This window comes from Psychrobacillus sp. 05T411 (genome assembly GCF_056396485.1).
Genome location: NZ_JBFTLO010000008.1, coordinates 1 through 14,784 on the forward strand (window position 1 = coordinate 1; position 14,784 = coordinate 14,784).

At 37.9% G+C, this 14,784-nt stretch carries 11 protein-coding genes; 5 read left to right on the forward strand and 6 right to left on the reverse strand.

Features of this window, described 5'->3' with window-relative positions:
* Nucleotides 1–724: 724 nt before the first annotated feature.
* A complete protein-coding gene (locus AC1DFT_RS07845; RefSeq protein WP_477918634.1) occupies nucleotides 725–2,740 on the reverse strand; it encodes an EAL domain-containing protein in 2,016 nt (671 codons plus the stop codon).
* A 146-nt stretch (nucleotides 2,741–2,886) separates the two neighbouring features.
* On the opposite strand from AC1DFT_RS07845, the gene AC1DFT_RS07850 reads away from it, so the two are divergent.
* From AC1DFT_RS07850 to AC1DFT_RS07865, 4 genes are all read left to right on the forward strand, one after another.
* Nucleotides 2,887–3,807 (forward strand): DMT family transporter, encoded by a 921-nt coding sequence (locus AC1DFT_RS07850; protein WP_477918635.1) that lies wholly within the window; start codon nucleotides 2,887–2,889, stop codon nucleotides 3,805–3,807.
* A 96-nt stretch (nucleotides 3,808–3,903) separates the two neighbouring features.
* Nucleotides 3,904–5,640 carry an ABC transporter ATP-binding protein gene (locus AC1DFT_RS07855; protein ID WP_477918636.1) on the forward strand — a complete coding sequence of 579 codons (1,737 nt, stop codon included), beginning with the start codon at nucleotides 3,904–3,906 and terminating at the stop codon, nucleotides 5,638–5,640.
* Nucleotides 5,624–7,444, forward strand: a complete 1,821-nt coding sequence (locus AC1DFT_RS07860; RefSeq protein WP_477918894.1) for an ABC transporter ATP-binding protein — start codon at nucleotides 5,624–5,626, stop codon at nucleotides 7,442–7,444. Before AC1DFT_RS07855 ends, AC1DFT_RS07860 begins: the two co-directional genes overlap by 17 nt.
* Nucleotides 7,445–7,454: 10 nt before the next feature.
* A complete protein-coding gene (locus AC1DFT_RS07865) occupies nucleotides 7,455–8,309 on the forward strand; it encodes a GNAT family N-acetyltransferase (protein ID WP_477918637.1) in 855 nt (284 codons plus the stop codon).
* A 71-nt stretch (nucleotides 8,310–8,380) separates the two neighbouring features.
* Here AC1DFT_RS07865 and AC1DFT_RS07870 read toward each other — a convergent pair whose 3' ends face one another.
* Entirely contained in the window at nucleotides 8,381–9,574 is a 1,194-nt protein-coding gene (locus AC1DFT_RS07870; RefSeq protein WP_477918638.1) for a GTP-binding protein, read from the reverse strand.
* 560 nt (nucleotides 9,575–10,134) lie between these two features.
* On the opposite strand from AC1DFT_RS07870, the gene AC1DFT_RS07875 reads away from it, so the two are divergent.
* Entirely contained in the window at nucleotides 10,135–10,854 is a 720-nt protein-coding gene (locus AC1DFT_RS07875) for a glycerophosphodiester phosphodiesterase (RefSeq protein ID WP_477918639.1), read from the forward strand.
* A gap of 48 nt (nucleotides 10,855–10,902) precedes the next feature.
* Here the strand turns inward: AC1DFT_RS07875 and AC1DFT_RS07880 are convergent, their stop codons facing one another.
* The 4 genes from AC1DFT_RS07880 to AC1DFT_RS07895 form a co-directional block, all read right to left on the reverse strand.
* Nucleotides 10,903–11,910, reverse strand: coding sequence for a FecCD family ABC transporter permease (locus tag AC1DFT_RS07880; protein ID WP_477918640.1), 1,008 nt, complete (start codon nucleotides 11,908–11,910; stop codon nucleotides 10,903–10,905).
* Nucleotides 11,907–12,905: a FecCD family ABC transporter permease gene (locus tag AC1DFT_RS07885; RefSeq protein ID WP_477918641.1), complete on the reverse strand. Its 999-nt coding sequence runs from the start codon at nucleotides 12,903–12,905 to the stop codon at nucleotides 11,907–11,909. Before AC1DFT_RS07885 ends, AC1DFT_RS07880 begins: the two co-directional genes overlap by 4 nt.
* A 70-nt stretch (nucleotides 12,906–12,975) precedes the next feature.
* Nucleotides 12,976–13,893, reverse strand: a complete 918-nt coding sequence (locus AC1DFT_RS07890) for an iron-hydroxamate ABC transporter substrate-binding protein (RefSeq protein WP_477918642.1) — start codon at nucleotides 13,891–13,893, stop codon at nucleotides 12,976–12,978.
* Nucleotides 13,894–13,897: 4 nt separating this feature from the next.
* The gene (locus tag AC1DFT_RS07895; RefSeq protein WP_477918643.1) at nucleotides 13,898–14,689 is read right to left on the reverse strand and encodes an ABC transporter ATP-binding protein; all 792 of its coding nucleotides are present in this window, start codon (nucleotides 14,687–14,689) and stop codon (nucleotides 13,898–13,900) included.
* Nucleotides 14,690–14,784 lie beyond the last annotated feature (95 nt).

Below are 14,784 nucleotides of genomic sequence, written 5' to 3' on the forward strand. Positions count from 1 at the left end.
TGTGTGATTTTCGCTACAGTCGTACGCTTTCCGCCGGGTGAGCGATGAGCCATCCCCGCCGCCCTTAGGCGTACGTTGGGATGTCTCATTAGCCCACTCATCCGGCAGGAGTCGACGCCTGTAGCGAAAATCAGTGGAAATTGCCCAATTATCCATACCATYCCATTAAAAAACAAAATTTCAACCAGTTTTTCCATTGCATTCATCCAATAAATGGTTAAGGGCAACCAACCGATCACTGGGAGCAACCAGTTCTGCATGGAAAGCAACCAAATTGTCGGTGAAAGCAACCAATTCTCAAAATGGCTCTTTACTTGATGTGAGACAACAATAATTCTGACATATTATAGGAATTATATGTCTTAAAGCCCGTCAAACACGCCTGGCCGGCATCTACTCGACTAGTTTGTCGTGTTCAGCTATCTTATTGTCGCGTTCGAGGTGTGCATTGTCGTGTTCAAAGGCGAAATTGTCGCGTTCGTAGTGGATATTGTCTCGTTCAACCATTTATTGTAATATGGGATCTCAATAATTTAGCCATTTTCATTGATTTTCGCTGCAGGGCGGCGACTCCAGCGCAAGCGGCGGTGAAGGCTCATCACTCCCCCCACGGAAAGCGTCCGTCCTGCAGCGAAAATCATAGCGGTCACTAGTCAACGCACTACGTCGCAGTTTCCCTATACTGCACACCTATTCAGAGGCGACCTATAAAGAACATTGTTTTTTATCTTAAAAGTGCTTCGACTTCTTCTGCAGGGATTGGGCGGCTTATATAGTATCCCTGAGCTGAATCACAACCCATTTGTTTTAATAGCTCATATTGTTCTTCTGTTTCTACACCTTCTGCGACAACATGTACGTCCAAAGATTGACCAAACTGGATTAGTCCTTGGATAAGCTTTTGTAATTTTTCTTGTTGCATAATAGAACTCACAAATGATTTATCGATTTTTAGCTTACTAATGGGAAGAAGTTGCAAGTACCTAAGTGATGCATACCCTGTACCAAAATCATCTAAAATAAAAACAACTCCATCTTGTTGTAATGTTTGCATTTGCTGAATAATAGACTTTTCCGCTTCCGCTTCGAGCGCGAACTTTTCTGTAAACTCGATTTGTAAAAGCTCCGGTGAGCATTTGTATTTATCTAATACATTACGAATGGCTTTTACCATGTTTTTATCACGGAATTCCCGAATAGATGAGTTGAAACTCACTTTAATCGGTATCCCTTTTTGCTGCCAAATTGCTGCTTGCTCACAAACCTTTTCTAGCATGAAAGCACCAATTTCATTGATTAGTCCAGTTTCTTCGGCAATAGGTATTAGTTCTTCAGGAGAAACGATTCCAAGTATATCGTCTTCCCAACGTACGAGTGCTTCCACTGCTGTAATTTTATTGGTTAATACATCTTTTTGTGGCAAATATAGAACATGAAGATTACGGTGATTTAATGCTTCCAGTAATCGCTTTTCAATTTGCGCACGACGAGTTAGCTTATGATGATCAGATGAGGACAGGCTCGCAATCATGCCACCACCTTCTAATTTCACTCGTTGGATTTTCATATCATTTGCTTTCAATAAGTGCAAATAGGATTGTTGATCTTCTGGGTACCTAGTAATTGCTCCGCTGACCGTAAGAGCGACAATTTTATTGTCTAGATAAATTGGGTTTTGTTTTAAATAATGAACGAATCCTTGTATAAACCATTCCCCTAATGTTGTAATAATAGTAAATTCATTTCTTCCGGACCTAGCAATAATCGATTCTTCAAAATAGATTTTCAATCTTTTCGTAAATTCATTTAATAATTGAGACTCCGTTTGATCGTTGAATATTTTTTTTAATGTATAAAATTGATCAATGCTAAGGGAAACAAAGGAAAAGTATTTGTCCTCTTGAATGTATTCGTCCACAGTTTCTTCTAAACGATGTCTACTCAATAGACCAGTTTCTGTATCGACATAGGCTATTTGTTCTAGGCGTGATTGTATTAGTTTTTTTTCCGTAATTTCTTCTTCCAATAACAAGTGGTATAGCGTATGATTTTCCTTATTAGTAATTGGTATTGCAATTAACTCAACCCAATAACTTTCTCCGTCTTTTGTCGTTTTCTCGACGGTATCATGGAAAATTTGTCCTTTTTGTAATGTGTTCATAATTTTATCAGCAATGGAAATATGTTGTGAAGTGTTTGGGAAAAGTTGCCAAAATGTCTTTCCGACAATTCGTTTCGGAGTCCAATTACTTCTTTTTAAGAACATCTCATTGGCATGAAGGATTAATCCTTCTTTGTCTAAATAAGCAACCATAAATGACTTAGATAAACCTTTTTTTAATAATTGTAACTCTAAAAAAGATGATTCTTCTGTATTTTGTATTGTATTTGATTCAATTTGGAAAAAAACATAGTGATTGTCATTCAGAAAGATTGATTTGACAACGATTGATGTTTTCGTGGAGTTTTTATCTTTTGAGTAAAGGGTGACAGGACTGAAGCGAATTGGCTCATCTTGATGTAGGATTGTTTCCCAATTAGCAGTTAAATGTCCATAAGTGTGTTCATTAAACAGTGGAGCTTTAGATCCTTGTAAGTCTTCCAACTGGTATCCGAACTGCTTTTCGGCTTCCCTGCTCCACCAAATAATATGACCGTCCCTATTTGTCATAAAAGTTGGGAAAGGTAAATGATTAAAAATAGTATTACTAGGATCAAATAAATCATCTTTTAGGTACATATTAACGGCTCCTTTGAATAATATACATCCATTATATATAAAATACATAAAATAGTCATTAAAGTAGAACAATATATTCATTGAAAAATATATTTAAGGTATAAGGGGCTAGTTGCAAACGGGAAAAGAAATGAGGAATAGTAAAAATGGAACGTTGGAAGGGTATAATATTAATTATTTTAGGTTCTATAATGTGGGGAGCCTCTGGACCGATGATGGAATGGTTATTAAAAGAAAGTAACTTATCTGTTCCTTTCTTTCTTACTGTTCGATTAATCGTAGCAGGAATATGTATATTAGCTTTTTTAAGAATTAAAGGAAAGCCTATTTATACTATATGGAAAGAGAAAAGTTGGTTAAAGCAATTAATCGTTTTTAGTATATTTGGAATGCTCGCTGTTCAGTATACTTTTGTTGCGGCAATTGAGGCGAGTAATGCGTCTGTTGCAACATTACTACAATTTTTGGGGCCAATTTATATTGTAGTATTTCTTTCGTGGAAGAGTAGGATGTTTCCACCTAACTATCAAATTATAGGTATTATTGGAACGCTTATTGGGTTGTTTTTTTTATTAACAAATGCTAAATTCAATCAGCTATTAATAAGTAAGGAAGCACTTTTTTGGGGATTGGCACTCGGTGTTGCATTTTCTATTTATACGGTGTATCCCGCTAGGCTTATGAAAGAGTGGGGGGTACTCATTGTCGTAGGTTGGGGGATGTTAATAGGGGGTATAGTACTAGCATTGGTCTCTCAAATTTGGCGTTCGAACGAGTGGGAAGTCCTTGTAAGTTATCCATTTAACTTAATGACTTGTATCATTATTCTTATCGCGACGATTGCTTTTATTTTCTTTTTAACAAGTATGAAGTACATATCACCAGTAGAAACTAGTATTCTATCGAGTATGGAACCATTAACTGCCATGGTTATTTCCGTTATTTGGTTAGGCCAAGTTTTTGGGGCTTGGCAATATGTAGGAGTTGTCGTGATGCTTGTATTCGTCACATGGCTTTCGATCGCTGGTGAAATTAAATGGAAACGAAAAGGAAAGATGGCTAATTGAGGCCATCTTTTTTCTATATGTTGTGTCCATGTTATGGCATAATAGACTCCATATAGAAATAATTCGAGTAACGAAGAATCTAGGGGTGTTGTGTTTGTGAGGACGATTTTTTCTTATTTATCGCCATATAAGTGGCTTGTTGTCATCGCGTTACTGCTCATGTTAGTAGAGCTTTCTGTAGAGCTTGTCCAGCCTTTGTTAATAGCAACCATTATTGACGATGGAATACTAGCGGGTGATCAGCAGACAATTATTTTTTGGGGAATTATAATGCTTGGGATATCGGTGATTGCTTTTTTAGCAGGAATCATTAATACTTTCATCGCATCTCATGTTGTGCAATGTTATGGGTTTGACATTCGCCAGGCCTTATTCAAGCAAGTACAGTCGTTTACGATGGCAACTTTTTTAAGGTTTCCATCTTCTAGCCTAATAACGCGCTTAACGAATGATGTGACAATTACGCAAAACTTAATATTTATGGGGCTGCGTATAATGCTTCGAGCACCACTATTAGTTATTGGAAGCATTGTGATGTCTTTTTTTGTTCATGCTTACCTAGCTATGTTCTTAGTGATGGGGGCACCGATTTTAATCGTTTTTCTATTTTTAATGAGTAAAAGAGGACTTAAGCTATTTGGAAAAGTACAAAGAAGTGTGGACCACGTAACACGGAAAGTGCAAGAAAATTTGCAAGCCGTTCGCCTTATCAAAGCGTATTTACGTGGTAGTTTTGAATCGACTCGTTTTGCATCTGTTGCAAATACATTAAAAATAGATAATGTGAAAGCATTTCGTATTATGGAGCTTATTTTACCCGTTCTTTTATTTGTCATGAATGTGAGTTTAATGGCAGTGCTTTGGTTTGGCGCAAAAGAAATTCAAACAGGAGACACGAAGATGGGGGATCTTGTTGCGATTGTTAACTATGCAATGCGTATGACGGGTGCATTTTCCATGTTTTCTTTCATTATCATATTTTTCTCTAGAGCGAAGGCTTCAGCAGAACGTATGGAAGAGGTTTTAGTAGTGGAAGAAGGAATCGAAGACATAAGTAAAGATCCTGCGAATACTGTTCCGAAGAAGGGAGAAATTGAATTTCAACATGTTTCTTTTTATTATCCAACGACCGATTTACCTGTTCTAAAAGACGTTTCTTTTACTTTAGAATCGGGAACAAAACTTGCCATTATGGGGGCAACAGGTTCCGGGAAGTCGACGCTATTAAACTTAATACTACGTTTTTTTGATGCGACAGAAGGTGAAATACGGATTGATGGGGTAGAAGTAAAAGAATGGCCACTAAAAGAGTTAAGACAAACAATTGGGCTTGTGCCGCAACAATCTATACTTTTTACAGGAAGTATTGAAGAAAACTTAGGATGGGGAGATGCAACCGCTAACGGTGAAACGCTTAAAGAAGCGGCAATACAAGCGCAAATTCACCATTCTATTGAACATTTCCCAGATCAATATGATACGAGAGTGGGTCAAAAAGGAGTCAATTTATCTGGCGGTCAAAAACAAAGATTGTCCATAGCACGTGCACTAGTACGTAAACCAGAAATTTTATTATTGGATGATAGTACGAGTGCCTTAGATGTGTCGACTGAAAATGCCTTATGGGAAGCTTTAGAACAAGAACATGCAACGATGCTTGTCGTTACGCAAAAAATTAGAACCGCAAAAGGCGCGGATCAAATTCTTTTGCTAGAAGAAGGCAAAGTTTCGGCATACGGTACGCATGAAGAGTTGATGGAAAGTTCCTCTTTATATAGGGAAATTGCAGAATCACAGCAGGAGGGGGGCGGACGTGATGAACTTCATTCGTAAACCTTTTGGATATGAACCTATTGTGACCAAGGAAGATTTGAAGAAGGACCACAAGAAAAAAGTGGAGAAGGCATCTGATTGGAAAGGTGTTCTCAGTCGGGTATGGAAGCTAGTTGATGAGCAACGTTTTTTATTGATTATGGTGCTTTTATTAGTCATCGCTAGTTCTGCTTTAGCTTTATTTGGACCTTATTTAATCGGTATTATTATCGATGAATATATTGCTAAAAGCGTTATTGCAGGACTTGCCAATATGATTGGCATATTGATCATTGTGTATGTATTTTTGTCTGTCACGATGTATTTACAAAGTTATTGGATGATTGGTATTGCACAGCAAACGATTTATAGGCTAAGAACGGGATTGTTTAATCATTTACAAAAACTACCTGTATCGTTTTTTGATAAACGACAACATGGGGAATTAATGAGCAGGATGACCAATGATATAGAAAACGTCAGTCAAACGTTGAATTCTTCTTTTATACAAGTATTTTCAAGTGTGTTAACTCTAGTCGGAACAACGGTCGTTATGCTTCTATTAAGTCCACTAATGACTGTTATCACGTTGATTATTGTACCTTTTATGTATGTTGCGATGCGATGGATCACGAGACATACTTCCAAGTTATTTAAAGAGCAGCAAAAGGCACTTGGGGAACTTAATGGAATGATTGAAGAAACTGTTTCTGGTCAACGAATCGTCAAAGCGTTTTCTCAAGAGACTCATATGTTAGAGGAATTTGCAATGAAAAGTGAACGTTTAAAACGAACTGGGTTTTGGGCACTTACTTATTCAGGGTTTATCCCCAAAGTGATGAACTTTTTAAATAATATGAGTTTTACACTGGTTGCTGCAGCTGGAGGAATCCTTGCATTTTATGGGCATATATCGATTGGGGAAATCGTAATTTTCACGGAGTATGCACGCCAGTTTACACGTCCTCTAAACGATTTAGCCAACCAGTTTAATACTGTGTTATCAGCGATAGCGGGTGCGGAGCGTGTGTTTGCAATTATCGATGAACCGGAAGAAATAGATGCAGCAACTGATCACCAAGACTATAAAATAAAAGGAAATGTAACATTCGAAGACGTAACATTTTGGTACGATAAAAACGATGAAAATCCGACCATTGAGCATGTCTCTTTCCATGTAGAGGCTGGGCATACTGCTGCTTTAGTTGGGGCCACTGGTGCAGGAAAAACAACCATCATGCAACTTCTTGCTCGTTTTTATGAAGTAAATGGCGGAAGTATTTTAATAGATGGTATTAAGGTGGAGGAACTACCAAGACATACATTGCGAAGCCAAACGGCATTTGTTTTGCAAGATCCATTTCTTTTTGAAATGACCGTACGAGAAAATATACGATACGGGAAATTAAATGCTACAGATGAAGAAGTTGTAACAGCAGCTAAAGAAGCAAATGCACATGAATTCATAATGAAGTTGCCAAATGGATATGATACGATTTTAACGGCAGACGGCGGAGAAATTAGCCAAGGTCAAAAGCAATTAGTATCCATTGCAAGAGCACTTGTTGCCGACCCTGCCATTCTATTACTGGATGAAGCTACATCGAATATCGATACCGTGACAGAGCTGAAAATACAAGAAGCACTAGAGCGGTTAATGGAAGGTAGAACAAGTTTTGTTATTGCCCATCGTTTGAATACGGTACGTAAGGCAGATCTTATTTTTGTAATGGAGAACGGAAAGCTAGTAGAGTCGGGACCGCAAGAAGAGTTGCTCCAAAGTCAAGGGAGGTATTATAATATGCTAGCAGATACGAAAATTTAAGGAGGCTTTTATGAATATTTCTATAATGACCGTATCTATTCCATTAGATATCGATACAAGGAAAGAAATAAATGAATTATTACAAGAAGATACAGTGAATTACGCATCGTTATTAAGTGCGGGTGAGTTTACAGATTCCCATTTAACAGGTTTTTGTGTACTAGCCTATGACGATGATTCAGATAAATTAGTTGGCGTGTTATCGGCTATCGACCGACTCGCTACGGGAGAATTTGAGTGGAGCACAGTTGTTTCGACCTCTCTTCGCAGAAAAGGAATTGGAACGGTGCTTGTAGCGGAGTTAGATAGAAACTTAGAACTTCGCGGAGCAATATACGATTTAGCCTTAGTTTCAGAGAAGTCGGAAGCGGGACGACAATGGTTGAAGAAATTGGGTTATGAGTATGATTTTACTGAGCGGACAATGGTGGCTAAGGCAGAGGCGACTTCGTTAAGTAGTGAAGTGGAGATCATTCCATACAGCTCAGAGGATTCCGAGTTAATCGAAGTGCTTATCAGTGCATTTGGGGATACAGTCGAAGAGGTGATGAATTTTATTGCATTTAATATGCAATCACCAAACCGTAGACTAATGGTTGCTACATTAGAAAATAGTGTTGTAGGTACCGTTACGATTGTGGATGATTCCGATAAGTTATGGGTGACAGGTCTCGGTGTGCATGAGCATGCTCGTGGAAAAGGCCTCGCTACTGCTATGCTGAGTTGGGCGAAAAATGAAGCCCGTCTTCTTGGGAAAGAAAATGTTTACTTAGACGTGGAGACAGATAATGATACAGCATTATCCGTATACGAAAAAGCAGGATTTAAAACGATTGATCATATACATTTCTTTCAAAAAGGATGACCCGATGTGGGTCATCCTTTTTAGAAATATAATCCTAAGAAACACTTGTACCACAGTACTCCAAAAATACCTTAATTAGCACTTACAAACGGAGGAAGCGTATCTTCAAATAATGACCAATCCATATGCATCTCTTCATCTTTCAACAAGCAAGCATCTAATGCCACTTCGATTTCTTCCTTATCCATATCCATACCGATAAAAACAATCTCCGTTTGGCGGTCACCGTATTCATCATCCCATCTACTTGAAACGGTACAATCCTCTTCAAAAATCTGTTGCTGCTCCACTTTAGGAAGTGTCGCTATCCAATAACCAGCACCTTGGAACTGAATAGAGGAACCAGCTTGAGATAGTAAACCAGCCATTTCGTTTCTTGATGCTAACCAAAAGAAGCCTTTTGAGCGGACGATTTCTTGTGGAAAGCCACTTAACCATTGTTCCCATCTTTTCGGATGAAATGGTCGTTTTCTTTTATACACAAACGAACTAATCCCATATTCCTCTGTTTCGGGAATATGTTCTTCGTTCAATTCTTTTATCCAACCAGCACCGCTCGAAGCTTTTTCAAAATCAAATAAATGACGAGCGAGTAGAACAGAAGTATCGATTACACCGTTTTCTATTAGATGAATTTCCGCATCTGGATTCATTTTGCGCAAGAAGGATTGAAAAGCTGCTGCATATTCAGCTGTTACTAAATCTATTTTCGATACTAATAAAATATCCGCAAACTCTATCTGATCTATTAATAAGTCAGAAACATCTCGTTGATCGTATTCATCATCCGTTTGTTTTCGTTCAAGTAATGTTTCTCCGCTTTCATAATCAGTCCAGAAACGAAATGCATCCACTACCGTTATCATTGCATCCAACTTGCAAAATTGAGATAAGTCAATTCCCACTTCTTCATCGATATAAGTAAATGTTTGAGCAACAGGTATTGGTTCTGAAATACCTGTCGATTCGATGACGATATAATCGATATCTCCTTGTTTTGCAAGCTTTTCCACTTCAATCATTAAATCTTCTCTTAGTGTGCAGCAAATACATCCATTTGTTAGCTCCACAAGTTTTTCTTCCGTTCTAGAAAATCCGCCATCTTGGATGAGCTGGGAGTCAATATTAATTTCACTCATATCATTAACGATGACTGCAATTTTCTTTCCTTCTTTATTGGCAAGTAGATGATTGAGTACTGTTGTTTTTCCTGCTCCTAAATATCCACTTAATACGGTAACTGGAATTTGTGTTTGTATAGTCATTTTATTCTCCTTATTTAAATCGTAATGGTTACGATTTAAATAATAAACGATAGAAAAGAAGAATGCAAGTAGAAAAGAGACAACTTTTTACAATCTCCTAACATAATTTCAATATGGACTACATAAACTTACGATAGGATGAATGGTGAAGAGAACGTTCAATCGAAAAGGAGAGATACTTATTGGGTTTGAATGAACGCAATGTGACGATGAAAGTTTCGAATAAACGGTTGAATACTTTACAATTTAGCTCTATTAGAAAGAAAGTACATACAAGTCTACAATGGTTCATCATGAAAAAAGCTAGACCCCCGAGACTTAAATATATTCCGCTTCCTCCAAGGAAGTGAATAAATACACGTCATCTCACACCTGGAGATGGCGTTTTCCTTTTGAAAAAAAGTATAATAAATGAAAAGCGCAAGCGCCTATGTCTGCCCTGACAGGCAAATGGGGAAAAGCGAGGAGGCAGCTCCTCAGCCACCACAGCTTTTTCACATTTGACCCCGAGGGGCAAGGCGCTGGAGCTGGATCGATAATAAAAGAGGAGGCGGCTTTTCATGAAAATTTATGCGCATAGAGGATGTTCAGGGACATATCCAGAAAATACGATTGCTGCTTTTAAAGCAGCGTCCCAATTGCCAATACATGGTGTTGAGTTCGATGTGCATCTGACAAAAGATGGAGAACTTGTTGTCATTCACGATGAATCGATTGATCGCACGTCGAATGGGCAAGGTTTCGTTAAGGATTTAACACTGAAAGAATTAAAGGCATATGACTTCGGTAAATGGTTTTCTCCCAATTTTAAAGGGGAAACAATTCCTACTTTAAGGGAGGTACTATATGTATTTAAAGACACTCATCACCATATTAATATTGAATTGAAATCGGATATTTTTCCATATGAAGGAATGGAGCAGAAAGTATTAGAAATGTTAAGTGCGTATCGACTGGAAGAAAGAGTCGTTATTTCTTCTTTTAATCATGAAATGATTCAACATGTTAAAATACTAGCACCACATGTCGAAACGGCTGTTTTATTTATGGAAGTGATGATTGCTCCGCATGAATATGCGAAAGTAGTAGGAGCAGATGCACTACATGCTTTTTTTCCAACGGCATTACGTAAAATGGGGAAAGAGGCTATTGAGAGTGGGAGACAGCTACGTGTTTTTACAGTGAATGAGGAGTTTTATGCCGATATGCTTGAAGCTGCCGGAGTACATGCCATTTTTACGGATTTTCCGGAAAAACTGTATAACCATTTTAACAAGTAAAGTAAAAGGGACTGCCTATAAACAATCATAAGGCAGTTCCTTGTTCACTTACTTCTTCAACAATAAATACATAAAATAAGGACCGCCGATTAAAGCAACCATTACCCCAGCCGGAAGTCCGCTTGGTTCAACAACGTTTCGACCAATTGTATCCGCAAATAGTAATAGCCAGCCGCCGATTAAAATCGCAACAGGGACAAATAATTGATGTCTAGGACCTACCACTGCTTTGGCAATATGAGGTGCCATCAACCCGATAAATGCAATCCCTCCTGTAACGGAAACCGCAGAAGCTGCAAGGGCAACCGCAGCAAGTAAAAGTACGATTCGCTCTTTCTCGATGGATACACCAACACCAATTGCAACTGGTTGATTTAAACCAAGTATATTTAACTTATTGGCTTTATATAAAGCGAATGGGATCAGAACGATCAGCCATGGTAGTAATGCTAAGATAAATGGCCAATCAGAACCCCAAATATTGCCGGCTAACCATTTGGCAATAAAATCAACTTTTTCACGCTCAGCTGATGAAATAATGACAATCATTAAGCCGGACAAAGCCATTGAAAATCCTATACCGACAAGTACTAATCGTACAGGCTGCAAACCTACTTTTCGATTGTAGGACAGAATGTAAATAAAAAACGCTGTAAGTAAAGCCCCGATAAATGCTACAAAAGGAAGCATATAGACAAAAGAACCGGGTTCAATGGGTGAAAATAAGAAGAATAAAGAAATAGCCACTCCTGCTCCAGAGTTTATCCCGATAATACCCGGATCTGCTAAATCATTACGTGTAATCCCTTGTAAAATTGCGCCAGACAATGCAAGTGCCATTCCAGCAAGTATCGTAATAATAATTCGAGGTAAACGAATGGAAAATAAAACAAATTCCTCTTTGAATGTACCTTGTCCAAATAGAGTAGGTAACAAACGGTCAAACGATAAAGAGGAGTAGCCGATACCAGCACTAATAATAGCAGTAGTCAAAATGAGAATTGATAATAGGGCAACAAACACACGTTGTTTTTTAATAACCTCTTTTGGAATCATTGGAATACGCCTCCTCCTTTACGAACTACAAGAAGAAAAAAGGGTAATCCCATTATCGCAATAATTGCTGCAACAGGCGTTTCATAAGGAATGTTAATCGTTCTGCCAAGCGTATCGGCAAATAGCATAAGAATAGCTCCGACAACGACTGACATAGGAATGATAGAACGATAATCAGTTCCAACAATCGCTCGAACAATATGTGGAACCATTAAACCAACAAATGCCATATTCCCTACAAGTGCCACGGATGCCCCAGCCAGTAATATGATGATGATAAATAGAATTGTTTTTATCAGAACTGTCTTCTGGCCTAATCCCACTGCAACCTCTTCATTTAAACTCAAAATAGTTAGCTGACGAGAAAGTAATAGAGCAATTAAAATTCCAACGCTTACAAATGGAATAATAATATACAACTGGCTCCAATTCGTTCCGATTAGCCCTCCTGCTGTCCACATATTTACGTTCTTCGATACTTTGAAAAAAATACCGACTCCATCTGCAATCGCATATAAAAAAGCGGAAACAGCGGCCCCAGCCAGGACGATTCGAAGTGGAGAGAAACCTCCTTTTTTCATGGCTCCGATACTAAATACCATAATGGCACCTACTGCGGCTCCAATAAAGCAGGCAATGGTGATTCCCAAATAGTTCACCATAGGGAAAAATGCCAGTGTAACCGCAAGTGCAGCATTCGCTCCTGAAGTAAGTCCTAGTAATCCAGGATCGGCAAGAGGATTCCTTGTAATACCTTGCATAATAGCTCCCGAAACAGCAAGTGCAGCCCCTACAACAATAGCTCCAACTTCTCTTGGAAAACGAATTTCACGAATTATATTGATCTGATCATTCTTCAAATTTGAAAATAAAGCATTCCATACATCTTGAACAGAGGTCTCTGCTGCGCCAAAAACCATCGCAACGATAAACATAACAAAAAGTATAGATAATCCGATTATGAGTTTTACACTAAAGCGAATAGAAGATTTCATCGTTTATTTCCTTTCCATCTACCTATAAAAAATAGAGGAATCCTAGACTCGAATTCCTCCTCGACCATCATTATTTCCCGTTTAAAAAGTGTTCTTGGAAGAATTCAAGTTGATAATCTAATGTTAGTGGATCATTAAAATAAAACTCTTCCATATTTGCTTCAAACACTCGATTATTTTTTACAGCAGGAATATTTTTATAAGTTTCTGTCTCTTGGAATGAGTTATCTGTACCAGCTGATTTACTAAAGACTACATAATCTCCTGCAAATTCAGGAAGTACTTCTAAAGACAATGCAAAGTATCCAGGTGCTAAAGCCGTTTCTTCTACTTTTTTAGGCATTTTTAAGCCCATTTCTTGATAAAGAATCTCCGTTCCTCGACCCCAGTTGTTGCCATATACATATAATTGTTTATCAAAGTTTTCTATTACTGATACAGTCGCATCTTCACCGATAGCTGCTTTAATATCTTCCCCAGCAGATTTCGAGCGTTTTTTAAAGTCAGTGATCCAATCTTGTGCCTCTTTTTCTTTATTTAGTAGTTTTCCAATCTCTAAATGCTGTGTTAAATAATCGACATTCCCGTAAGTAAATGTTACGGTTGGTGCAATTTCTTTTAATTTATCTAAATTTTGTACCGTAGAATACCCGATAATTAAATCTGGATCTAGTTCAATAATTTTCTCTAAGTTTTCCTCAGATACTTCTTCCACATCTTTAAAAAATTTATCAAATCGTGGATTTTGTTTCGACCAAGAATCTACGCCAACTATATTAACGTCAAGCGCAGCAACGTTACCAGCAAAAGCGAGAACAACTACACGTTGTGGATCAGCAGGAACTTCAATTGGACCTTCTTCTGATTGGTACGTAATAGTAGTTGGTTCTTCTTGTTCGTCATTCGTTTTTTTAGCGCTGGACTCGTTATTGCAAGCCCCTAAAATTAGTACAAGTAAAAGTAAACTTGGAAATAAAAATTTCTTCATAATGTTATTCTCCTTTAAGTAAGTTGTATGTAACACACATTGGTTTATTTGTTCTTGGATCCAATCCAATTTCCGCATCTATTTGGAACACATCTCGCAGTACTTCTTGTGTGATGACTTGCTGGCAACTACCTGCTTTTACAATTTGACCCGCTTTCAAGGCAATAATATTGTCTGCAAAGCGCGCTGCTTGATTGAGATCGTGTAATACCATGACAATTGTGCGTTTTTCTTCTTTGTTCAGTTTTTGCAGTAGTTCTAGCACTTCCAATTGATGCGCCATATCTAAATATGTAGTTGGTTCATCTAAAAAAATAATTTCGGTTTCTTGTGCAAGTGCCATAGCAATCCAAACACGCTGGCGTTGTCCACCGGATAGTGAATCTACTGGATAATACTTGAATTCAGACGTCCCAGTAACTTGAAGAGCCCACTCAATCACTTCATAGTCTTTCGTTGTTAGTCGCCCAAAACCAGTTTGATAAGGAAATCTTCCGTAAGAAACAAGCTCTCCTACTGTGAGACCTGCTGCACTTTCAGGTGTTTGTGGTAAGATAGCCATTTTTTTAGCAAGATGTTTCGTATTTTCTTTTGTAACGCTTTTTCCATCTAACACAATCGAGCCAGATTGATGGGAGATAATTCTTGTAATAGCTTTTAAAAGGGTGGATTTTCCACATCCATTCGGTCCAATAATCGTCGTAATTTGTTGATCTGGAATTTGTACGGATAACTCCTTTACGATTAAACGTTCCCCGTAGCCAATAGATAAATCGTCTGTATAAAGACGGACCATACAGAAACCTCCAAATTTAATGTTGCATTAATAGTTGATAACGATTATCATTATCACAATAGCAACTATATTTAAATAAAGTCATAATGTCAACA

Bases quoted from the DNA above. Each gene is read 5' to 3' on its own strand.
- AC1DFT_RS07845 (WP_477918634.1), bottom strand. From the start codon at position 2,740: ATGTACCTAAAAGATGATTTATTTGATCCTAGTAATACTATTTTTAAT.
- AC1DFT_RS07850 (WP_477918635.1), top strand. From the start codon at position 2,887: ATGGAACGTTGGAAGGGTATAATATTAATTATTTTAGGTTCTATAATG.
- AC1DFT_RS07860 (WP_477918894.1), top strand. From the start codon at position 5,624: ATGAACTTCATTCGTAAACCTTTTGGATATGAACCTATTGTGACCAAG.
- AC1DFT_RS07865 (WP_477918637.1), top strand. From the start codon at position 7,455: ATGAATATTTCTATAATGACCGTATCTATTCCATTAGATATCGATACA.
- AC1DFT_RS07870 (WP_477918638.1), bottom strand. From the start codon at position 9,574: ATGACTATACAAACACAAATTCCAGTTACCGTATTAAGTGGATATTTA.
- AC1DFT_RS07875 (WP_477918639.1), top strand. From the start codon at position 10,135: ATGAAAATTTATGCGCATAGAGGATGTTCAGGGACATATCCAGAAAAT.
- AC1DFT_RS07880 (WP_477918640.1), bottom strand. From the start codon at position 11,910: ATGATTCCAAAAGAGGTTATTAAAAAACAACGTGTGTTTGTTGCCCTA.
- AC1DFT_RS07885 (WP_477918641.1), bottom strand. From the start codon at position 12,905: ATGAAATCTTCTATTCGCTTTAGTGTAAAACTCATAATCGGATTATCT.
- AC1DFT_RS07890 (WP_477918642.1), bottom strand. From the start codon at position 13,893: ATGAAGAAATTTTTATTTCCAAGTTTACTTTTACTTGTACTAATTTTA.
- AC1DFT_RS07895 (WP_477918643.1), bottom strand. From the start codon at position 14,689: ATGGTCCGTCTTTATACAGACGATTTATCTATTGGCTACGGGGAACGT.